Origin of the sequence: Nocardiopsis sp. LDBS0036 (assembly GCF_041228755.1) — a bacterium.
Lineage (GTDB): Bacteria > Actinomycetota > Actinomycetes > Streptosporangiales > Streptosporangiaceae > Nocardiopsis > Nocardiopsis dassonvillei.
In genome coordinates, this window is sequence record NZ_CP141103.1 from 4048787 (window position 1) to 4065051 (window position 16265).

10 protein-coding genes are annotated in these 16265 nt (G+C 75.3%); 3 read left to right on the forward strand and 7 right to left on the reverse strand.

From position 1 onward, the window contains the following. Nucleotides 1-142 precede the first annotated feature (142 nt). From UIS43_RS17095 to rfbH, 6 genes are all read right to left on the reverse strand, one after another. Nucleotides 143-3799, reverse strand: coding sequence for an ABC transporter ATP-binding protein (locus UIS43_RS17095; RefSeq protein ID WP_071623053.1), 3657 nt, complete (start codon nucleotides 3797-3799; stop codon nucleotides 143-145). Beyond that, nucleotides 3799-4956, reverse strand: a complete 1158-nt coding sequence (locus tag UIS43_RS17100) for a lanthionine synthetase C family protein (protein WP_013155686.1) — start codon at nucleotides 4954-4956, stop codon at nucleotides 3799-3801. The genes UIS43_RS17095 and UIS43_RS17100 overlap by 1 nt, the downstream gene beginning before the upstream one ends. Continuing rightward, nucleotides 4953-7916 carry a thiopeptide-type bacteriocin biosynthesis protein gene (locus UIS43_RS17105; protein ID WP_370010820.1) on the reverse strand — a complete coding sequence of 988 codons (2964 nt, stop codon included), beginning with the start codon at nucleotides 7914-7916 and terminating at the stop codon, nucleotides 4953-4955. Before UIS43_RS17105 ends, UIS43_RS17100 begins: the two co-directional genes overlap by 4 nt. Next, nucleotides 7913-8941 (reverse strand): LLM class flavin-dependent oxidoreductase, encoded by a 1029-nt coding sequence (locus UIS43_RS17110; RefSeq protein ID WP_370010822.1) that lies wholly within the window; start codon nucleotides 8939-8941, stop codon nucleotides 7913-7915. The genes UIS43_RS17105 and UIS43_RS17110 overlap by 4 nt, the downstream gene beginning before the upstream one ends. A 214-nt stretch (nucleotides 8942-9155) precedes the next feature. Further along, entirely contained in the window at nucleotides 9156-9335 is a 180-nt protein-coding gene (locus tag UIS43_RS17115) for a hypothetical protein (RefSeq protein WP_013155689.1), read from the reverse strand. Nucleotides 9336-9787: 452 nt separating this feature from the next. Continuing rightward, nucleotides 9788-11110, reverse strand: a complete 1323-nt coding sequence (gene rfbH, locus UIS43_RS17120) for a lipopolysaccharide biosynthesis protein RfbH (RefSeq protein WP_071623055.1) — start codon at nucleotides 11108-11110, stop codon at nucleotides 9788-9790. A 278-nt stretch (nucleotides 11111-11388) separates the two neighbouring features. On the opposite strand from rfbH, the gene UIS43_RS17125 reads away from it, so the two are divergent. Next, a complete protein-coding gene (locus tag UIS43_RS17125; RefSeq protein ID WP_013155691.1) occupies nucleotides 11389-12384 on the forward strand; it encodes a Gfo/Idh/MocA family protein in 996 nt (331 codons plus the stop codon). Between the two features lie 18 nt (nucleotides 12385-12402). Here UIS43_RS17125 and UIS43_RS17130 read toward each other — a convergent pair whose 3' ends face one another. After that, the gene (locus tag UIS43_RS17130) at nucleotides 12403-13656 is read right to left on the reverse strand and encodes an activator-dependent family glycosyltransferase (protein ID WP_370010825.1); all 1254 of its coding nucleotides are present in this window, start codon (nucleotides 13654-13656) and stop codon (nucleotides 12403-12405) included. Between the two features lie 206 nt (nucleotides 13657-13862). Between UIS43_RS17130 and UIS43_RS17135 the strand changes: the two genes are divergently transcribed. Further along, nucleotides 13863-15137, forward strand: coding sequence for an activator-dependent family glycosyltransferase (locus tag UIS43_RS17135; protein WP_370010828.1), 1275 nt, complete (start codon nucleotides 13863-13865; stop codon nucleotides 15135-15137). 190 nt (nucleotides 15138-15327) lie between these two features. Beyond that, a complete protein-coding gene (locus tag UIS43_RS17140; RefSeq protein ID WP_013155694.1) occupies nucleotides 15328-16263 on the forward strand; it encodes an ABC transporter ATP-binding protein in 936 nt (311 codons plus the stop codon). The last annotated feature ends 2 nt before the right edge of the window (nucleotides 16264-16265 follow it).

A 16265-nucleotide genomic window follows, 5' to 3' on the forward strand; every position in this document is an offset into this window, starting at 1 on the left:
CTCCCGCGCCGGGCCGGGGCCCCGGGGCGGCGCCCGCAGCACCGCCAGGTGGCGGGGTCCACACCGGTCGGGATCCCGGATCGCGCCCGCCGGTGACACCACGGGACGGCGGAGCATCCGCGCCGGGCGGGGCCTCCCGGTCTCAGACCGGCACGGGCCCCGCCCCGCTGCTCCGCCACAACCGGGCGTAGGCGCCCCCCGACGCCGACAGCTCCGCGTGCGTGCCCGTCTCGACCACCCGGCCGCCGTCGAGCACCGCGATCCGGTCCGCGCGGGCGGCCGTCGCCAGGCTGTGGGTGACCACGAAGGTCGTCCTCCCCCGGGACAGGCGTTCCATCGCCGTCAGCACGGCGCGCTCGGTGCCCGGGTCCAGCCCCGCGGAGGGCTCGTCCAGCAGCAGCACGTCGGGGTCCACCAGCTGCGCCCGCGCCAGCGCGACGAGCTGGCGCTGCCCGGTGGACAGGCCGCGCCCGCGCTCGCCGACCGGATGGCGCAGCCCCCGGGGCAGGGCCGACACGGCGTCCAGGGCGCCGACCGCGCGCACGGCCTCCTCCACCTCGCGGTCGCCGGCCCCGGGGCGTCCGTAGCGCACGTTGTCGGCGACGGTCCCGGTGAACAGGTGGGGCTCCTGGGGGACCACCCCGAGTCTGCGCCGGTGCTCGGCCGGGTCGAGGTCGCGCACGTCCGTCCCGTCCACCAGGACCGCGCCCCGGTCGGGGTCGTGGAAGCGGGCGATGAGCCTGACCACGGTGGACTTCCCGGCGCCGGTCTCGCCGACCAGCGCCACGGTCTCGCCCGGGTCGGCGGACAGGGTGACGTCGGCCAGGGCGGGCCCGCCCGCGCCGGGGTAGGCGAAGCCGACCCCCTCCAGGCGCACCCGGCCGCCGCCCCGCCGGACCGGTGCGGGGACCGCGCGCCGGGAGGCCGCGGCGGTGGGCGGCGTGCGCAGCAGTCCGCCGATGCGGTCCACGCCCACGCGCGCCTGCTGGTAGCTGTCGAAGACCACCGACAGCTGCTGGAACGGGGCGTAGAACATCCCCAGGTAGAGCAGGAACGCGGTCAGGACGCCCACCGACAGGGTGCCCTCCGCCACCCGGTACGCGCCCGCACCGAGGACGGCGGCGGTGGACACGTCCCCGAGCAGGGTGACGAACGGGAAGTACAGGGCGATGTGGCGCTGGGCGGTCAGCCTGGTCCTGCGGTAGCGGTCGGACAGGGCGGCGAAGCGCTCGCTCGCGCCGTCCTCGGCCCCGGCCGCCTGGGACTCGCGGGCCCCCGCCACCTGTTCCTGGAGGTCGGCGTTGACCTCCCCGATCCGCTCCCGGGACAGGTGGTAGGCCAGCGACACGCAGCGGCGGAAGTACAGGGTCGCGGCGAGCAGCACCGGCAGGACCGCCAGGGCGACCAGGGCCAGGCCCGGGTCCAGCACCAGCATCGCCACGACCATCCCCAGCACGGTGGCGCCGTTGACCACGACGATGGTCAGCCCGCTCTCCACGAACGTGGACAGCGCGGTGACGTCGGTGGTCATGCGGGTCATGGTCCCGCCGCCGCGCTCGCGCTCGTGGAAGTCCACGCCGAGCCGGTGCAGGTGCCGGAAGACGCGCAGGCGCAGGGCGTACAGGGCGCTCTCCCCGGTCCGGGTGACCACGCGGGGCTGGAGGGCCAGGACCCACCAGTTGACCGCCACCAGGGCCAGGGCCGCCGCGCCCACGGCCGCGACCACGCCCGCGTCGCCGGGGGCGACGCCCCGGTCCAGGCCCCAGCGCAGCACGACGGGCAGGGCGGTGGTGGCCAGGGCGTCGGCCAGGACCAGCAGGACGGCGAGGGCCAGCAGTGCCCGGACGGGGGCCAGCACCCGGCGGACGCCGAAGCGCGTTCCGGGCTCCTCCGGCGGCGTGCGGTCCAGGCGCTCGGCGGGGCGGTCGTCGGCGGCGGGCAGCGCGGCCTCGTCGGGGTCGGCCGCCTCCGGCACGGGTTCGGGCCACAGGGGGGAGCCGCCGCCCCCGGGGGCCGGGGCCGGTTCCTCGACGCCGCCCCCGTCCCCGGCGCACAGCCGCGCGAAGAGCGGGCAGCGCCGGGTCAGTTCCGCCTCGGTGCCCACGTCCACCACCCGGCCGCCGTCGAGCACCGCGATCCGGTCGGCGAGGGCGAGGGTGGACCTGCGGTGGGCCACGAGCAGGACGGTGCGGTCGGCGGTGACGTCGGCGAGCGTGGCGACCATGGCGGCCTCGGTGGAGGCGTCCACGGCCGAGGTGGCGTCGTCCAGCACCAGGACGCGGGGGTCGCCCAGGAGCGTGCGGGCCAGGGCCACGCGCTGGCGCTGGCCGCCGGACAGGGTCAGGCCGCGCTCGCCCACGGGGGTGTCGTAGCCGTCGGGGAGCGCGCGGACGAAGCCGTCGGCCCCGGCGGCGCGGGCCGCCGCGCGGACCTGCTCGCGGGTGGCGTGCGGGCGTCCGTACGCGATGTTGTCGGCGACCGAGCCGGAGAACAGGAACGGCTCCTCGAAGGCCACGCCGACCGCGGCGCGCAGCGAGCGCAGGCGAAGCGAGCGCACGTCCACCGCGCCGCCGGGAGGGCCGATCCGCACGGCGCCGCCGGTGGTGTCGTAGAAGCGCGGCAGCAGCAGCGAGACGGTGGACTTGCCCGACCCGGAGGGGCCGACCAGCGCCAGGGTCTCGCCCGGGCGCACGCTCAGGGACAGCCCGTCGAGCACGGTGGAGTCGCGGGTGTAGCCGAAGCGCACGCCGTCCAGCTCCACGCCGACCGGCCCCTCGGGCACGTCGGCGGCGTCGGGCGCGTCGGTGACGTCGGGGCGGGAGTCGGCGAGGTCGAACACGCGCAGGGCCGCGGGCCGCACGAGCTGGGCGCTCATGACCAGGTTGGACAGGGACGCCGACGGCGCGGTGAGGGTGACCATGTACCCGGAGAAGGCGACGAGGGCGCCCAGGGACACCTCGCCGCGCGCGACCAGCCACGCGCCGACCACCAGCACCGCGGCCTGGCCGAGGTAGGGCAGCACGCCGAGGGTGGCGCTGGGGGCCGCCTGCATGCGGGCCACCCGCATGCGCTCGCCGAACAGGCGGGCGGCGAGGTCGGCCAGACGCCGGGTCTCGCGCTCCTCCTGCCCGAAGGCCTTGACGACGCGGACGCCGGTCACGGTCTCCTCGACGTGCTGGGCGATCTCGGCGGTGCGGCGCTGCACGGCCATGGTCGCGGGCGGCATGCGCCTGCTCACGCGCGCCGTCACCACGACGAAGGAGACCACGACGGCCGCGGCCACGACGGTGAGCACGGGGGAGAGCCACAGCATCGCCGAGAAGGCGAACACGATGAGCACGAGGCCGCCCAGGGCCTGCGGCGCGGTGGCCAGCAGCCCCTGGACCAGTTGCAGGTCGGTGCCCGCGCGCGACATCACCTGGCCGGTGCGCAGGGTGTCCTGTTTGCCGCCGTCGAGACGCTGGACCGAGTCGAACACGGCCGTGCGCAGGTCGTGCTGGACGCCCAGGGCCAGCTTGCCGGACAGGAACTGGCGGGCGAACGCCCCGGCGAACTGGAGCGCGGCGGCTCCCAGCAGGGCGAGGGCGAGCACGCCGATCCGGTCCGTGCGCCCCTGGACCGCGTCGTCCACGGCGATCTGGGCGGCCAGCGGGGCCAGCGCGGTCAGCCCGGTCCCCAGGACGGCCGCCGCGGCCACCCCTGCGGCCAGCCCCGGGTGGCGGCGGCAGGCGGACAGCAGCCGCAGGACCCAGTGGCGGTCCCGGGCTGCGGGCGCTTCGGTCGGCGGGGAGCCGGGCATCAGACCTCCGGTGTGACGGGGCGCGCCAGGACGAGCTGCTCCCACGCGGGCCGCGCCCCGGTGGCCGCGTACAGCAGTGCCAGGGCCACGCCCGCGTCCCCTTCGAGGAAGGAGGCGTCGCGGATCATCCCGGCGGGGTTGAAGTAGGTCAGCGGCCCTTCGGCGCGCCGCTCGGCGAGCCAGCCGGTCCAGCGCCGGACGCACTCCAGCCCCTCGGGCAGGCCGTGGTCGTCGTGGGCTCGGCGGCCGAACCAGACCAGTCCGGCGGCGCCGTGGCACACGCACCCGTCCGTGATCCCGCAGTCCCGCTCGGGCCGGGTGGCGACCGCCGAAGCGGTGGCGCGGGCCAGGTCGGCGTCGCGCGGGTCCCCGGTGACCCCGGCGGCCGCGGTCAGCGCCAGGGCGATACCGGGGTCCCCCGAGCACCAGGTGGCGCGGGCGGGCGTGTAGCGCGTCTCGACGCGGTGCGGGAAGACGGCGTGGGAGAAGTCGCCGCGCTGGGCGCGCAGCCAGCGCACGGAGTCGTCGAGCAGCGGGCGTGCGCGCGGGGCGGCGGCCGTCCCGGCGGCCGAGGCGAGGTAGGACACCAGTCCGGCGGTGCCGTGGGCGGCGCCGAGCACCCGGCAGCCCGCGGACTGGTCGGCGCGGCGCGCCGGGGAGTCGCCCAGGCGCAGGAACAGGCCGTCGCCGTCGCGTTCGGCGCGCTCCTCGACCACGTCCAGGACGCCGGAGGTGGCCTTGTCGCGGAACCCGGCGTCGGGGTGGGCCAGGGCGTAGGCGCCCAGGCCCAGCACGCCCATGGGCAGGTCGACCTCGCCCTCGGCGGGGTAGTCGGCGATCCACCGCAGGACGGCGTCGTCCACGGCGCCCAGTCCGGACGGCTCGGTGCCGCGCTCCCGGGCGAGCCGGAGCGCGGTCCACCCGGCCTGGGCGGCGCCCCGGTAGAGCCAGGGGCCGGTGCCGCCGCCGGAGCGCAGCAGGCCCATCGCCTCGTGGAAGGCGTCCTCCGCGCGGTGGTCCTCGCCGAGGGCTCGGGCGAACTCCATCCGGGCCACGGCCTGGTCCAGCAGCAGCGGGAACGTGGGGTTCTCGCGCACCTGGGCGTCCATGTCGTCCAGGAACCGTCGCGCCAGGTCCAGTGTGTCCGCGTCGTTCATCGTTTCCTGCCCTCCAGTGCGTGCAGACGGCGCAGGTGGCGCCGGGCGAGTTCGTGCGCCAGGTACTCCATGCGCACCGCGTCGAAGGCGAAGGTCCGGTTCAGGTGCAGGTGCAGCGCCGACCCGAACACCGACCACCGGTCGCGGGTCCCGGTCCCGGGCTCCAGCGCGGCGGCCAGCGCGCCCAGGGCCTTGGCCACGCCCTCGTCGGGGCGGACCCCCTCCAGGTGGGCGCGCAGGGCGGCCTCGTGCGTGCGGGCGAACTTGCCGAGGCGGTTGCCCTCGCGGGTGGGGGCCACGTCCAGACCGCCCTGGCACGCGCGCAGGAACTCCTCGCGCTCGTCGAAGGCGGCGAACAGCTCGGTGCACCAGTGGGTGACGTCGGCGACCGCCCGGTAGAGGCGGGCCGACTCGTCGGCCAGCTCCGGCAGCGCGGCGGCGACGCGGTCGCTGGAGGCGGTGAACAGCCCCTCGGCCGCCCGCAGGCCCTCTGTGCCGCCGTAGCGCGCCACCTCGGGCACGTACTCGTCCAGGACGACCCTGCTGACCAGGCCCTCGGCGGCCAGCCGGGCCCCGAGGGCGTCCACGGCGGTCAGCACGCCGGGCCGCGCGGCGGGTTCGGCCGGGCGGACCCGCACCCGCACGTGGTAGCCGTCCCCGTCCTGGTAGCGGAGGAAGAACCACTGGTCGGCCTCACCGGCGGCGCGCAGGTCCGAGGAGAGCCGGTGGGCGCGCGCCACCACCTGGTCGGCGGTGGCGTGCCCGCAGTACAGGCGCGCGTAGATCCAGGCCCGGCCGTGTCCGCGGTCCAGGACGGCCGTCCCCGCGCCGGTGCCGGGCGGCTCGCGCAGGACGGGCCCGGTGGGCACGACCACCTCGGCGACGTGGCCCCCGCCGGGGCCGCGCACGGCGGGCGCCTCGGCCTGGGGCATCTCCACGAAAGCGGTGTCGCGTTCGCCGGCGCGTGCCAGGGCGGCGCGCACCGAGGCGTCCTCGCGCAGGTCCACGGGGAGCACGTGGTCGTACTCGCCGGTGCCCACCCAGGTGCGCCCGCCCAGGCCGGGCAGGCGGTCGCGCAGCGCGGCGGCCGGGGAGGGCGCGGACAGGACCGCGGCGACGTCCCCGGGGCGCAGCAGCCAGCGCTCGGGGGTGACCACGACCCGGCCGCAGGTGACGCGGGGCAGGTGGGGCAGACGGGCCAGCGGGCCCCACGACCAGCCCGCTCCGCCGGACGTGGCCAGGTGGCCCAGCACCGCGTAGACCGGGTCCAGGCCGTGGAAGTCGACGTTGTGGGCGGTGTTGAGCTCCACGAGGACGGGTCGGCCGGTGCGGGCGTCGCGCAGGCGGAAGCCGTCCGGGCACAGGCGCAGGAGCAGCCGGTCCAGGTGCAGGGTGCCCGCGTGGGCGCCGGTCAGGGCGATGGTCTCGTCCAGCACGCGGGGGCGCACCAGGACGTTGCCGATGCGTCCGCCCGGGTGGTAGACGAGTTCGGCGTGGAGGGGGTTCCGCGCGGGGTCCGCGGCTCCGTGCCGCCCGCGGGCGCGGTCGACCTGCTCCCGGACGCGGTCGGCGACGGCGGGGCGGTGGAGGCCGAACCGGGCCACCAGGGCGTGGGGGGCGCGGCCGACCCCGCCGACGAGCATGCTGTGCGGTCCGTCGTGGGAGGAGGGGTCGGCGTCGCCGAGCAGGACGGCCAGCAGCGCGCGGGAGCCGTCGGTGTCGGACTCGGGCAGGTGGGCGATGTCCACGGAGCCGCCGTCGAGGTGGCCGCCGTCGGCGGTCCAGCGTCCGAGCAGGTCGAGCAGCTCGGGGTTGACGGTGGGTTCGGCGGGGCGGGAACCGGCGCGCAGGCCCGCCCTGGCGGCGAGTTCGGAGGCGCCGCGCCGAGCGGGCCGCAGCACGCCCGACTCCAGGTCCAGCGCGCTCAGCAGCGGCACCTCGGCGTCCTCGAAGCGCTGGGCGAAGGCGGCGCGGAAGGAGGCCATGTCGAAGCCTGGGCCGCCGCCGGGGGAGGAGAGGGCGGTGAGGCGGCGCACGGCGGAGCGCAGGTCGGCGACGGTGCGCCGGTCCAGGCTGGCGGCGCGCATGGCGAGTTCGGGGTGCAGGTCGAAGCGTTCGGCGTACCTGGTCCGGGCCAGGGCGGGCGCGTGGTCGGCGGCTCGGTCCCAGGCGGTGTCGAGACGGTCGCGCAGCCCCGGCTCGAAGGGGCGCTCCCCTGCGGCGTCGGCCAGCAGGACGCGCACGGCGGCGGCCCGGTCGCGGTCGCCGACGGCGTCCAGGAGGCGCACGGCCCGGTCGGCGGGCTCGTCACCGGGGGCGATCAGGCCGTCGGAGGGCTGGAGCAGGCCCCTGTCCCTCAGTCCGCGCACGAAGGCGCGCAGGCGGTCGGGCTCCCCGCCGGGCAGCCGCTCGGAGAGCGCTTCGGCGAGGTCGTCGGCGCTCATCTCGGCGCCGCCGAGGACCTCCAGGGCGGTGTCGATGGCCTCGGTGCGCCGAACGCTCACCACGGCCGCGGTGGCGTCGCCCGGAGCGGCGAAGCGCACGGCGGAGGGACCGACGCCGGCCAGGGGGTTGAGCCGCAGGGGGACGTGGTCGGGGTCGGCGTCGGCGAGGGCGTCGGCGACCGTCTCCTCCAGGGCGCGCACGTCCACGCGTACCCGCACGCGGTGCCGGTCGCGCCGGTCGGTCTCCAGGTCGCGGCGGTCCCCGACCGACAGCGGCGCGGTTCCGGCGAACAGCCCGTAGGGGGTGGCGCGCCCGCCCATGCGCGCGAGGTAGCGCAGCAGGGTGGCGCGGGCGCGCTCCTCGGACGCGGACGCGGTGCGCAGGTGGGGGTCGGCGGCCAGGTCGACGGCCATGGCGGCGACGGGGTCGTGGACGTCGCCCGCGGCGACCATGCGGGCGGACTCCTCGACGCTGAGCAGGGGGACGCGGACCAGGCCGAAGTCCGGCCCGCTCACCGGGCACCGCTCCCCGTGGCGGCGGTCGCGGAGGGGGCGGCCCCGTCGGAGCGCGCGGTGTCGCCGGTGGGTACGGCGTTCCCGGCGGGGACGGTTCCGACGGGAGGGGCCGCGGCCCCGGCGGGGGAGGCCGCGCGGCGGCGCACGGCGGCGAAGACCTCCTCCACGGCGCGCAGGTGGTCCTCGGGATCGCTGGACAGCTCGGTGACGACCGCCTCGTCGGCGCCGGTGATGGCCAGGACGCGGTGGACCGCTTCGGCGCACTGGTCGGCCGTGCCCGCGCAGTTGACCCGCACGCCCTGGCGCAGGCTGTCGGCGCGCGCCGTGGCGGGGTCGTCGTTGGCGACCAGGGCCAGGGCCACGGCCGTGCGCCCGCCGGGATGGGCCGCCCGGTAGGCCCTGAGCGTGCTGACGCAGGCGTCCACGTCGGTGTTGAAGAACAGGGCGTGGCAGTAGTGGGTGCCGGTCCTGGCCGCGATCTCGGCGGAGCGGTTCCCGGCGCCGTGCGACCAGAGCTGGAACCCGGTGTCCACCGGATCGATCCACTCCGCGCCCCCGCGCAGGAGGGCGACGGTCGCGTCGATGACGGCGCCGACGTCCTCACCGCGCTCGCGCAGGTGGGCCAGGTCCTCGGCCGCTCCCCCGCTCACGTCGCCCCGGCCGAACCCGACGTCGAGGCGGTCGGGACAGAAGTGCGCGGCGGCGGCGACGTCCTCGGCGGTCAGGTGGGGGTCGCGGATCCTGGACAGCGTGACGGCGGTGCCCACCCGCACGCGCCGGGTGTGGCTGCCCAGGACGGCGGCCAGCAGCAGCGGGTTGGTGCTGGGCACGCCGGAGGCGTGGTGCTCGGGCAGCCAGACGCGGCTGTAGCCCAGCCGCTCTGCGAGCAGGGCCGAGGCGAAGGCGGTGTCGCGCTTGTCCCGGACGGGTCGGCCCTCGGTCAGGTCGAGGTACTCCAGCAGGCCCAGCGGCGGCGCGGCGTCCAGCGGCGTCTCCTCGCGGTCCTGCGCTGTGTCGTCGTGCATGGGGGACTGCCTCCTCGGCCGGGTCCGCGCCCGCGGCGCCGCGCTCGCGGAAGGTACGGAAAACACCTGTGGATGCGCCGCGGGGCGGCGGTCGCCGGGCGACCGCCGCCCCGGGCGTGGTCGTGCCGGGCCGCGGTGGATCAGGGACGGGGTTCCACCGTTACGGACGGCCGAGTGCCGCCCACGGCCTCTGTGGGGACTGCGGGTCCACCCCCTAGCAGGAGATGGTGTTGGCGCTCGGGCAGGGGGTGCCCCAGCAGGTGGTGCCGAAGGTGATCGGGCCGGGGGCCTCGGCGCCGCTGTTCTCGACGGACTGGCCCGAGCCCGGGGTCTCGAAGGTCTCGGCGTCGACGTCGAGGTTGATCTCGGGGCGGCTGCTGGCGGAAGTGGCCATGGGGAATGCCTTTCTCGACTCAGGGCGACCGTTTTGTCGGTAACGCCTGACGTGAAATACACATTAGGCTCCGGCCGCGCAGCGGTCTTCATTCACGCGGACCATTTTCCCTTCCTCCTTCAGGACGAATTCACGGCCTTCCGCGGGACGACCCCCCGCCCCCGGGGTGGGGGGTCGCGCAAAGGAGGCACCCACCCGAAGGAGGGGCGCGAATGCCCGCGTTCCGGGAAACGGACCCGCTTCCACCTGCGTTTCTCCCTGACCCACCCGACACGACGACTGCGGCGCGGTCACCCGCGTCCGGGGCCGCACCGCCCCGTGTCTCCGCCCCGGGGAGGAGGTGCGCCGACCCGAGACCAAAGCCCCGGATAACAGCAAAAAGTCATGCGAATACCCCGAAAAATGAGGAAACCCCGGCCGCCGAGACGGCGGCCGGGGTGCACGGCACCGCGTCAGAAGACGCCCTTGTGCCGCTCCTTGACGAACTCGGTGACCGAGGAGACCACGTAGTCGATCATCTCGTCCGTGAGCCCGGGGTAGACCCCGGTCCAGAAGGTCCGCTCCGTGGCGGTGTCGCTGTTCTCCAGCTCTCCGGACACGCGGTGCGGCCGGTCCAGGTAGGCGGGGTGCCGGGTCAGGTTGCCCGCGAAGAGCAGGCGGGTGCCGATCCGCCGGGACTCCAGGAAGTGGACCAGCTCGGCCCGGTCGAACGGCGCCCCGGGGTCCACGGTGACCACGAAGCCGAACCAGCTCGGATCGCTGTTGGGCGTGGCCTCCGGCAGGATCAGGCCCGGAAGCCCGTCCAGCCCCTCCCGCATCCGGCGCCAGTTGCGGCGCCGGGCCTCGCCGAAGGAGTCGAGCTTGTCGAGCTGGCTCAGCCCGAGCGCCGCCTGGAGGTCGGTCCCCTTCAGGTTGTAGCCCACGTGGGAGAACGTGTACTTGTGGTCGTAGCCGGGGGGCAGGGTCCCGAGCTGGTAGCTGAAGCGCTTGCGGCAGGTGTCGCTCTCACCGGGCTCGCACCAGCAGTCCCGCCCCCAGTCGCGCATGGACTCCACCACACGGGCCAGCATGAGGTTGGACGTGAGCACGCAGCCGCCCTCGCCCATGGTGAGGTGGTGCGCCGGGTAGAAGCTGACCGTCGACAGGTCGCCGAAGGAGCCCGTCACCTGCCCGTCGTAGAGGGAGCCCACGGCGTCGCAGTTGTCCTCGATCAGGAACAGGTCGCGCTCCTCGGCCAGGCGCGCCATCTCCCGCGCCTCGAACGGGTTGCCCAGCGCGTGGGCGATCATGATCGCCCGGGTACGGGGGCCGATGGCCCGTTCCACCCTTTCGACCGTGGTGTTGTACGTGCGCAGCTCGATGTCCACGAACACGGGCACGAGCCCGTTCTGGAGGATCGGGTTGACGGTCGTCGGGAACCCGGCGGCGACCGTGACGACCTCGTCGCCGGGGCGCAGCCGCTGGTCCTCCAGCAGGTGCGAGGTCAGGGAGGACAGCGCGAGCAGGTTGGCCGAGGAGCCGGAGTTCGTGAGGTGGGCCTTGCGCCTTCCGAGCCTGCGGGCGAACGCGGACTCGAAGCGGCGTGCGCTGGGGCCCGCCGCGATGCGCATGTCGAGGGCGGCCGCGACCAGGGCCACCCTGTCCTCCTCGTCCAGGACCGCCCCGGAGGGCCAGATCTCCGTCACACCCGGAACGAACTCGCGTTCGGTGCGGGTGGACCGGTGGTGCTCACGGACCGCATCGAGAACCGCCGCCGCCTCGTCACTCGTCGCCATACGTGGTACTTCCCTCCTGGGCTCGCGGCCCGGACGGGAGCGGACCCCTCCGACCGCTTCCGCGGACACCGGACCCTCCCGGCCTCCGGGCCCGGGTACAGCGCCGAAAGAATAGGGGAAGCGCCGCGCGGCACCACCCCCGCCAGGAGGGGGTCCCCCCTCCGGCGCGGACGGCGGCGCCCCGCCCGCCGCGGCTCTGGCAGTATGGCCGCGCCGAGTCCGTGGCCGGCTGCCGCCGCCACCGGTGTCTCGGCAGCGGTCGACACGAGGGAGGTCGTGTGTCCTCGACGCTCGGGGGTACGGGAGCGCCGGTACGGCTCGGACTGGTCGGCTGCGCCGACATCGCCTGGAGGCGCGTTCTGCCCGCCGTGGCGGTGACGCCCTCGGTGGAGCTCGTCGCCGTGGCCAGCCGCGACCCCGCCAAGGCGCGCGGGTTCGCCGAGCGCTTCGGCTGCGAGGCCGTCACCGGCTACGCCGACCTGCTCGCGCGTCCGGACCTGGACGCCGTGTACATGCCGCTCCCGGTGGGGCTGCGGCACGAATGGGTGGGCCGGGCCCTGGAGGCCGGGCTCCACGTCCTGTCCGAGAAGCCCCTGACCGTCGGTGGGCGGACCTCGGCCGAGCTGGTCGCCGAGGCCGGTCGGCGCGGTCTGACCGTCATGGAGAACTTCGCCTTCCGGCACCACTCCCAGCACCACGAGCTGAGGCGGCTGCTGCAACACGGCGCGGCGGGGCGCACGCGCGCGCTGATGTGCGAGTTCGGCGTGCCGGCGCGCGCTCCGGGGGACATCAGGCACGACCCGGCGCTGGGCGGCGGCGCGCTGCTCGACGTGGGCGTGTACCCGCTGGGCCTGGCCCAGTTCCTGTTGGGTGACGACCTCCGCGTGCGCGGCGCCTTCCTGGACCACGCGCCGGACACGGGGGTGGACACGCGGGGTTCGGTGCTGCTCTCGGGTCCGGGCGGGGTGGCGGTGCAGCTCGGGTTCGGCTTCGGGATGCACTACCGCAACACCTACACCGTCTGGGGGGAGAAGGGGACCCTGCGGCTGGACCGGGCCTTCACACCGCCCGAGACGCTGCGCCCCACCCTGGAACTGCGCACGGACGAGGGGGCCGAGGACCTGTCCCTGGAGGCCGACCACCAGTTCCGCAACCTGTTGACGGCGTTCGCGGACGGTGTGCGGGGGCGGGCGGCCGTGGACACGGCGCCGGTCCTGGCCCTCGCCGGCCTGGTCGAACGCGTCCGCGAGGCCGCCGCCCACTCCCCGGTCTGAGCGCGTGCGCGCCGGGTGTCAGCCCCCCGCCCGGCGGACGAGCGCGTCGGCGAGGTCGGCCGGAGAGGGCATCGCGCGCATCGCCTCGCGCACGCGCGCGGTGCCCCGGGCCAGGGCGGGGTCCTCCAGAAGCCGGGAGACCGCCGTGCTGACGTCCCCGGCGGTCATGGTCCGGTGGGGGACGGAGACGGCCGCGTCCCGCGCGGCGAGCATGTCGGCGAGCATCGGATCGTCGAACCAGCTGGGGACGATGACCTGCGGCACGCCCGCGTCCAGTCCCGTGAGCACGGTCCCCCACCCCCCGTGGTCGACCATGGCGGCGCAGGTGGGGGCCAGGGCGTGCAGGGGGACGTACTCGACCAGGCGGGCGTTGCCGGGGACGGTGCCGAGCTTGGCCTGTTCGCGGGCGGGCAGGGTGGCCACGACCTCCACGTCCAGCTCGGCCAGACCCTCCAGGAGGTCCCGGAACACGTCCCCGCCCCGGTCCTGGCCCATGAGGGTGGTGCCCAGGGTGACGCAGACCCGGGGGCGGGTGGGGGGTGTGCGCAGCCAGTGGGGGACGACGGCGCGTCCGTTGTAGGGCACGTAGCGCACCGGCAGGTACTCCAGGTGCGCGGGCGTGTCCACCCGCAGGGACGCGGGGACCTGCTCGACGGTGGCCTGGCCGTGGACCAGGGTCTCGGAGAAGTCCACGCCGTACCGGGCCGCCCTGGTCCCCAGCCACGCGGCCAGGGGGTCCTCCCGCTGTGAGGCGGGCTGCTCGCCCATCCGCGCCAGGAAGCGCGCGCGGGTGCGGGCGAAGATGTCGGCCCCCCACAGGTAGCGCACGTGCGCGGCCCCGCACGCCTCGGCGGCGATCGCCCCGGAGAAGCTCACCGAACCCCAGACCACCAGCTCGGGACGCCACTCGCGGCAGAAGGCGACCAGGTCGTCGACCATGGGGTCGTTGACCATCCGCCACCACCACGGCACCACACGGCGGTAGCCCTCCAGCAGGTACTCCCAGGGAACCCGCTCGTAGGGGTCGGTGACGCGGCCGAACAGCGGGACGTCGTCGAGGGTGTCGTGGAGGTCGAAGGCCTTCATCGTGCGCCAGAAGGCGTGGTCCCTGCCGACGGCGGTGAAGGGCAGGCCCGCCCCCGCCGCGACGGGCTCCAGCGCGGGCTGGCTGGCCACCCGCACCTCGTGGCCCGCGGCGCGCAGCGCCCACGCCAACGGGACCATGCCGAGGAAGTGCGGCTTCTCCGCGGCCGCGGCCAAGAGCACACGCATGTCCCGTCCCCTCCTCGAAACGCGTCGGAAGACTAGGGGAGGACGCGTCGGCCCGTCCAACCCCGGTCGGCGCCGGACCGCGCACGCGCCGCCTCCGCCCCCTCGCCCGGAGCTGGTAGACATGGCGCTTCCGCCGGAGCGGCCCCCGCTCCGCGCCCTCCACACCTCGGTGCCCCCACCGACCAACGACCCCCAGGAGAGCGACCGTGCGCGTCGTCGTGGCGTCCCTCGCCGAGAAGACGAACTTCCTGAGCCTGGTGCCCCTGGCGTGGGCGCTGCGCGCCGCCGGGCACGAGGTGCGGGTGGCCAGCCAGCCCGCGCTGGAGCCCGTGGTGCGGGAGACGGGAGTGCCGTTCGTCGCGGTGGGGCGCGACCACGGGTTCTGGCGCCATCTCACCGCCCGGTCCTCCTTCGACGGGATGCGGGGAGGCGTCCCCCTCTTCTCCGTGTACGGCCGGGGCGGGCCGGAGGGCTCCTGGGAGGAGACCCTGGAGGAGTACCGGCAGGTCGTCACCTGGTGGTGGCGGATGGTCAACGACCCCATGGTCGACGACCTGGTCGCCCTCTGCCGCGAGTGGCGCCCCGACCTGGTCGTGTGGGAGCCCATCACCTTCTCCGGGGCGATCGCCGCCGAGGCCTGCGGGGCCGCGCACGTGCGCTATCCCTGGGGCGCGGACGTGTTCGGCGCCGTACGCGCGCGCTTCCTGGCGCGGATGGGCGAACAGCCCGCCTCACGGCGCGAGGACCCCCTGGCCGCGTGGCTGGGGACCAGGGCGGCCCGGTACGGCGTGGACTTCTCCGAGACCCTGGTCCACGGCCAGGCCACCGTCGAGCAGGTCCCCGCGTCCCTGCGGGTGGACACGCCCGCGCACCTGGAGTACCTGCCGGTGCGCTACGTGCCCTACAACGGACGCGCCGTCGTCCCCGAATGGCTGCGCACACCCCCCACCCGCCCCCGGGTGGCCCTGTGTCTGGGCACCAGCACGGCGGCGTGGCTGGGCAGGTTCGGGGTGGACGTGGCCACGGTTCTGGAGGGTCTGGCCGAGCTGGACGTGGAGGTGGTGGCCACCCTGCCCGCCAGTGAGCAGGCCAAGCTCGGCGCCGTCCCCGGCAACGCCCGCCTGGTCGAGTACGTGCCCCTGCACGCCCTGGCCCCCACCTGCGCCGCCATGATCACCCACGGCGGGACGGGCACCGTCCTGACCGGTCTGGTCCACGGGGTCCCGCAGCTCGTCTCGCCCCGGCCCACCTTCGACGAACCCCTGCTGGCCTCGTCGGTCGCGGCCGAGGGCGCGGCGCTGGTCGTGGACCCCGACCGCATGGACGCCGCCACCGTCACCGCCGGCGTACGCGCCCTCCTCGAAGACCCCCGCCACACAAGCGCCGCCCGCGCCCTGCGCGCACGCATGGACGCCATGCCCACCCCCGCCGACCTCGCCCACACCCTCACCGCGCGCCGGCCCGCATTCCGAAGCAAATGAAACCAGGCCGAAACGCCACATCGAAAACAACCGGAACATAAACGGACACTTTCTGTGGTTCACTGGCCCGGACCGCGGAACGCCACGGAGAAAAGGCGGCGCGGAAAGGGCGCGGCCGCGTCGGGGAGGAACGCGCGAAACAGCCGACCGCCCGGCGGACCGCGAAGGCACAGAGGAGCGAGGAGGGCCCGTGCCCATCCTGGAAGTCCAAGGAGTGAGCAAGAGATATGGGAAGAACCTGGCGGTCGACGACGTCAGCTTCTTTATCGACGAGGGGGAGACCTACGGCCTGCTGGGACCCAACGGAGCGGGCAAGTCCACCACGATCGGCATGATCACCGGCATCCTGAGCCGGGACGCCGGAACGATCCTCGTGGACGGCGTCGAGCACAGCGTCACGAACAGGAAAAGCAAGTCCCTCATCGGGTTCGTCCCCCAGGAACTCGCCCTCTACCACGACCTCAGCGCACGCGACAATCTGCGTTTCTTCGCGCGCATGTACGGGCTCTCCTCCTCACAGGCGCGCAGCCGGACGGAGGAGGTCCTGGAAACAGTCGGCCTCTCCGAGCGCGCCGGTGAGGCCGTATCCAAATTCTCCGGAGGAATGGCCCGAAGGCTCAATATCGGCCTCGGACTACTCAACAACCCGAGACTCCTCATCCTCGACGAACCGACGGTCGGCGTGGACCCCCAGAGCCGCAACTCCATCCTGGAGAGCGTGGACGCCCTGACGCGGGGCGGCGTCTCCGTGCTCTACACGACGCACTACATGGAGGAGGCAGAACGCCTCTGCGACCGCGTCGGCATCATCGAGGGCGGCCGCATCCGCGCCGAGGGCACGCAACGCGAACTGGTCGCCCAGGTGGGCGAGGACGACACGGTCCTGGTCACCCTGGACTCCCCCGGCGAGAGGCTGCTCGGCGCCCTGCGCGCGCTGGACCGCGTGGACGAGGCGACCTGCGAGGGGAACCGGATCAGGCTCCTGACGCCCGACGCCCGGGACGTCCTGCCCCGCATCCTCGACACCCTGACGCAGGAGGGCGCCGGCATCAGGTCGGTCGAGGTCCAGGAGCCGGATCTGGAAGCCGTCTTCCTGCGCCTGACCGGGAAGGGACTCCGGGAGTAGCC

Coding starts and splice junctions, on each gene's coding strand:
- UIS43_RS17095 (WP_071623053.1), bottom strand. CDS start 3,799: ATGCCCGGCTCCCCGCCGACCGAAGCGCCCGCAGCCCGGGACCGCCAC.
- UIS43_RS17100 (WP_013155686.1), bottom strand. CDS start 4,956: ATGAACGACGCGGACACACTGGACCTGGCGCGACGGTTCCTGGACGAC.
- UIS43_RS17110 (WP_370010822.1), bottom strand. CDS start 8,941: ATGCACGACGACACAGCGCAGGACCGCGAGGAGACGCCGCTGGACGCC.
- UIS43_RS17115 (WP_013155689.1), bottom strand. CDS start 9,335: ATGGCCACTTCCGCCAGCAGCCGCCCCGAGATCAACCTCGACGTCGAC.
- rfbH (WP_071623055.1), bottom strand. CDS start 11,110: ATGGCGACGAGTGACGAGGCGGCGGCGGTTCTCGATGCGGTCCGTGAG.
- UIS43_RS17130 (WP_370010825.1), bottom strand. CDS start 13,656: ATGCGTGTGCTCTTGGCCGCGGCCGCGGAGAAGCCGCACTTCCTCGGC.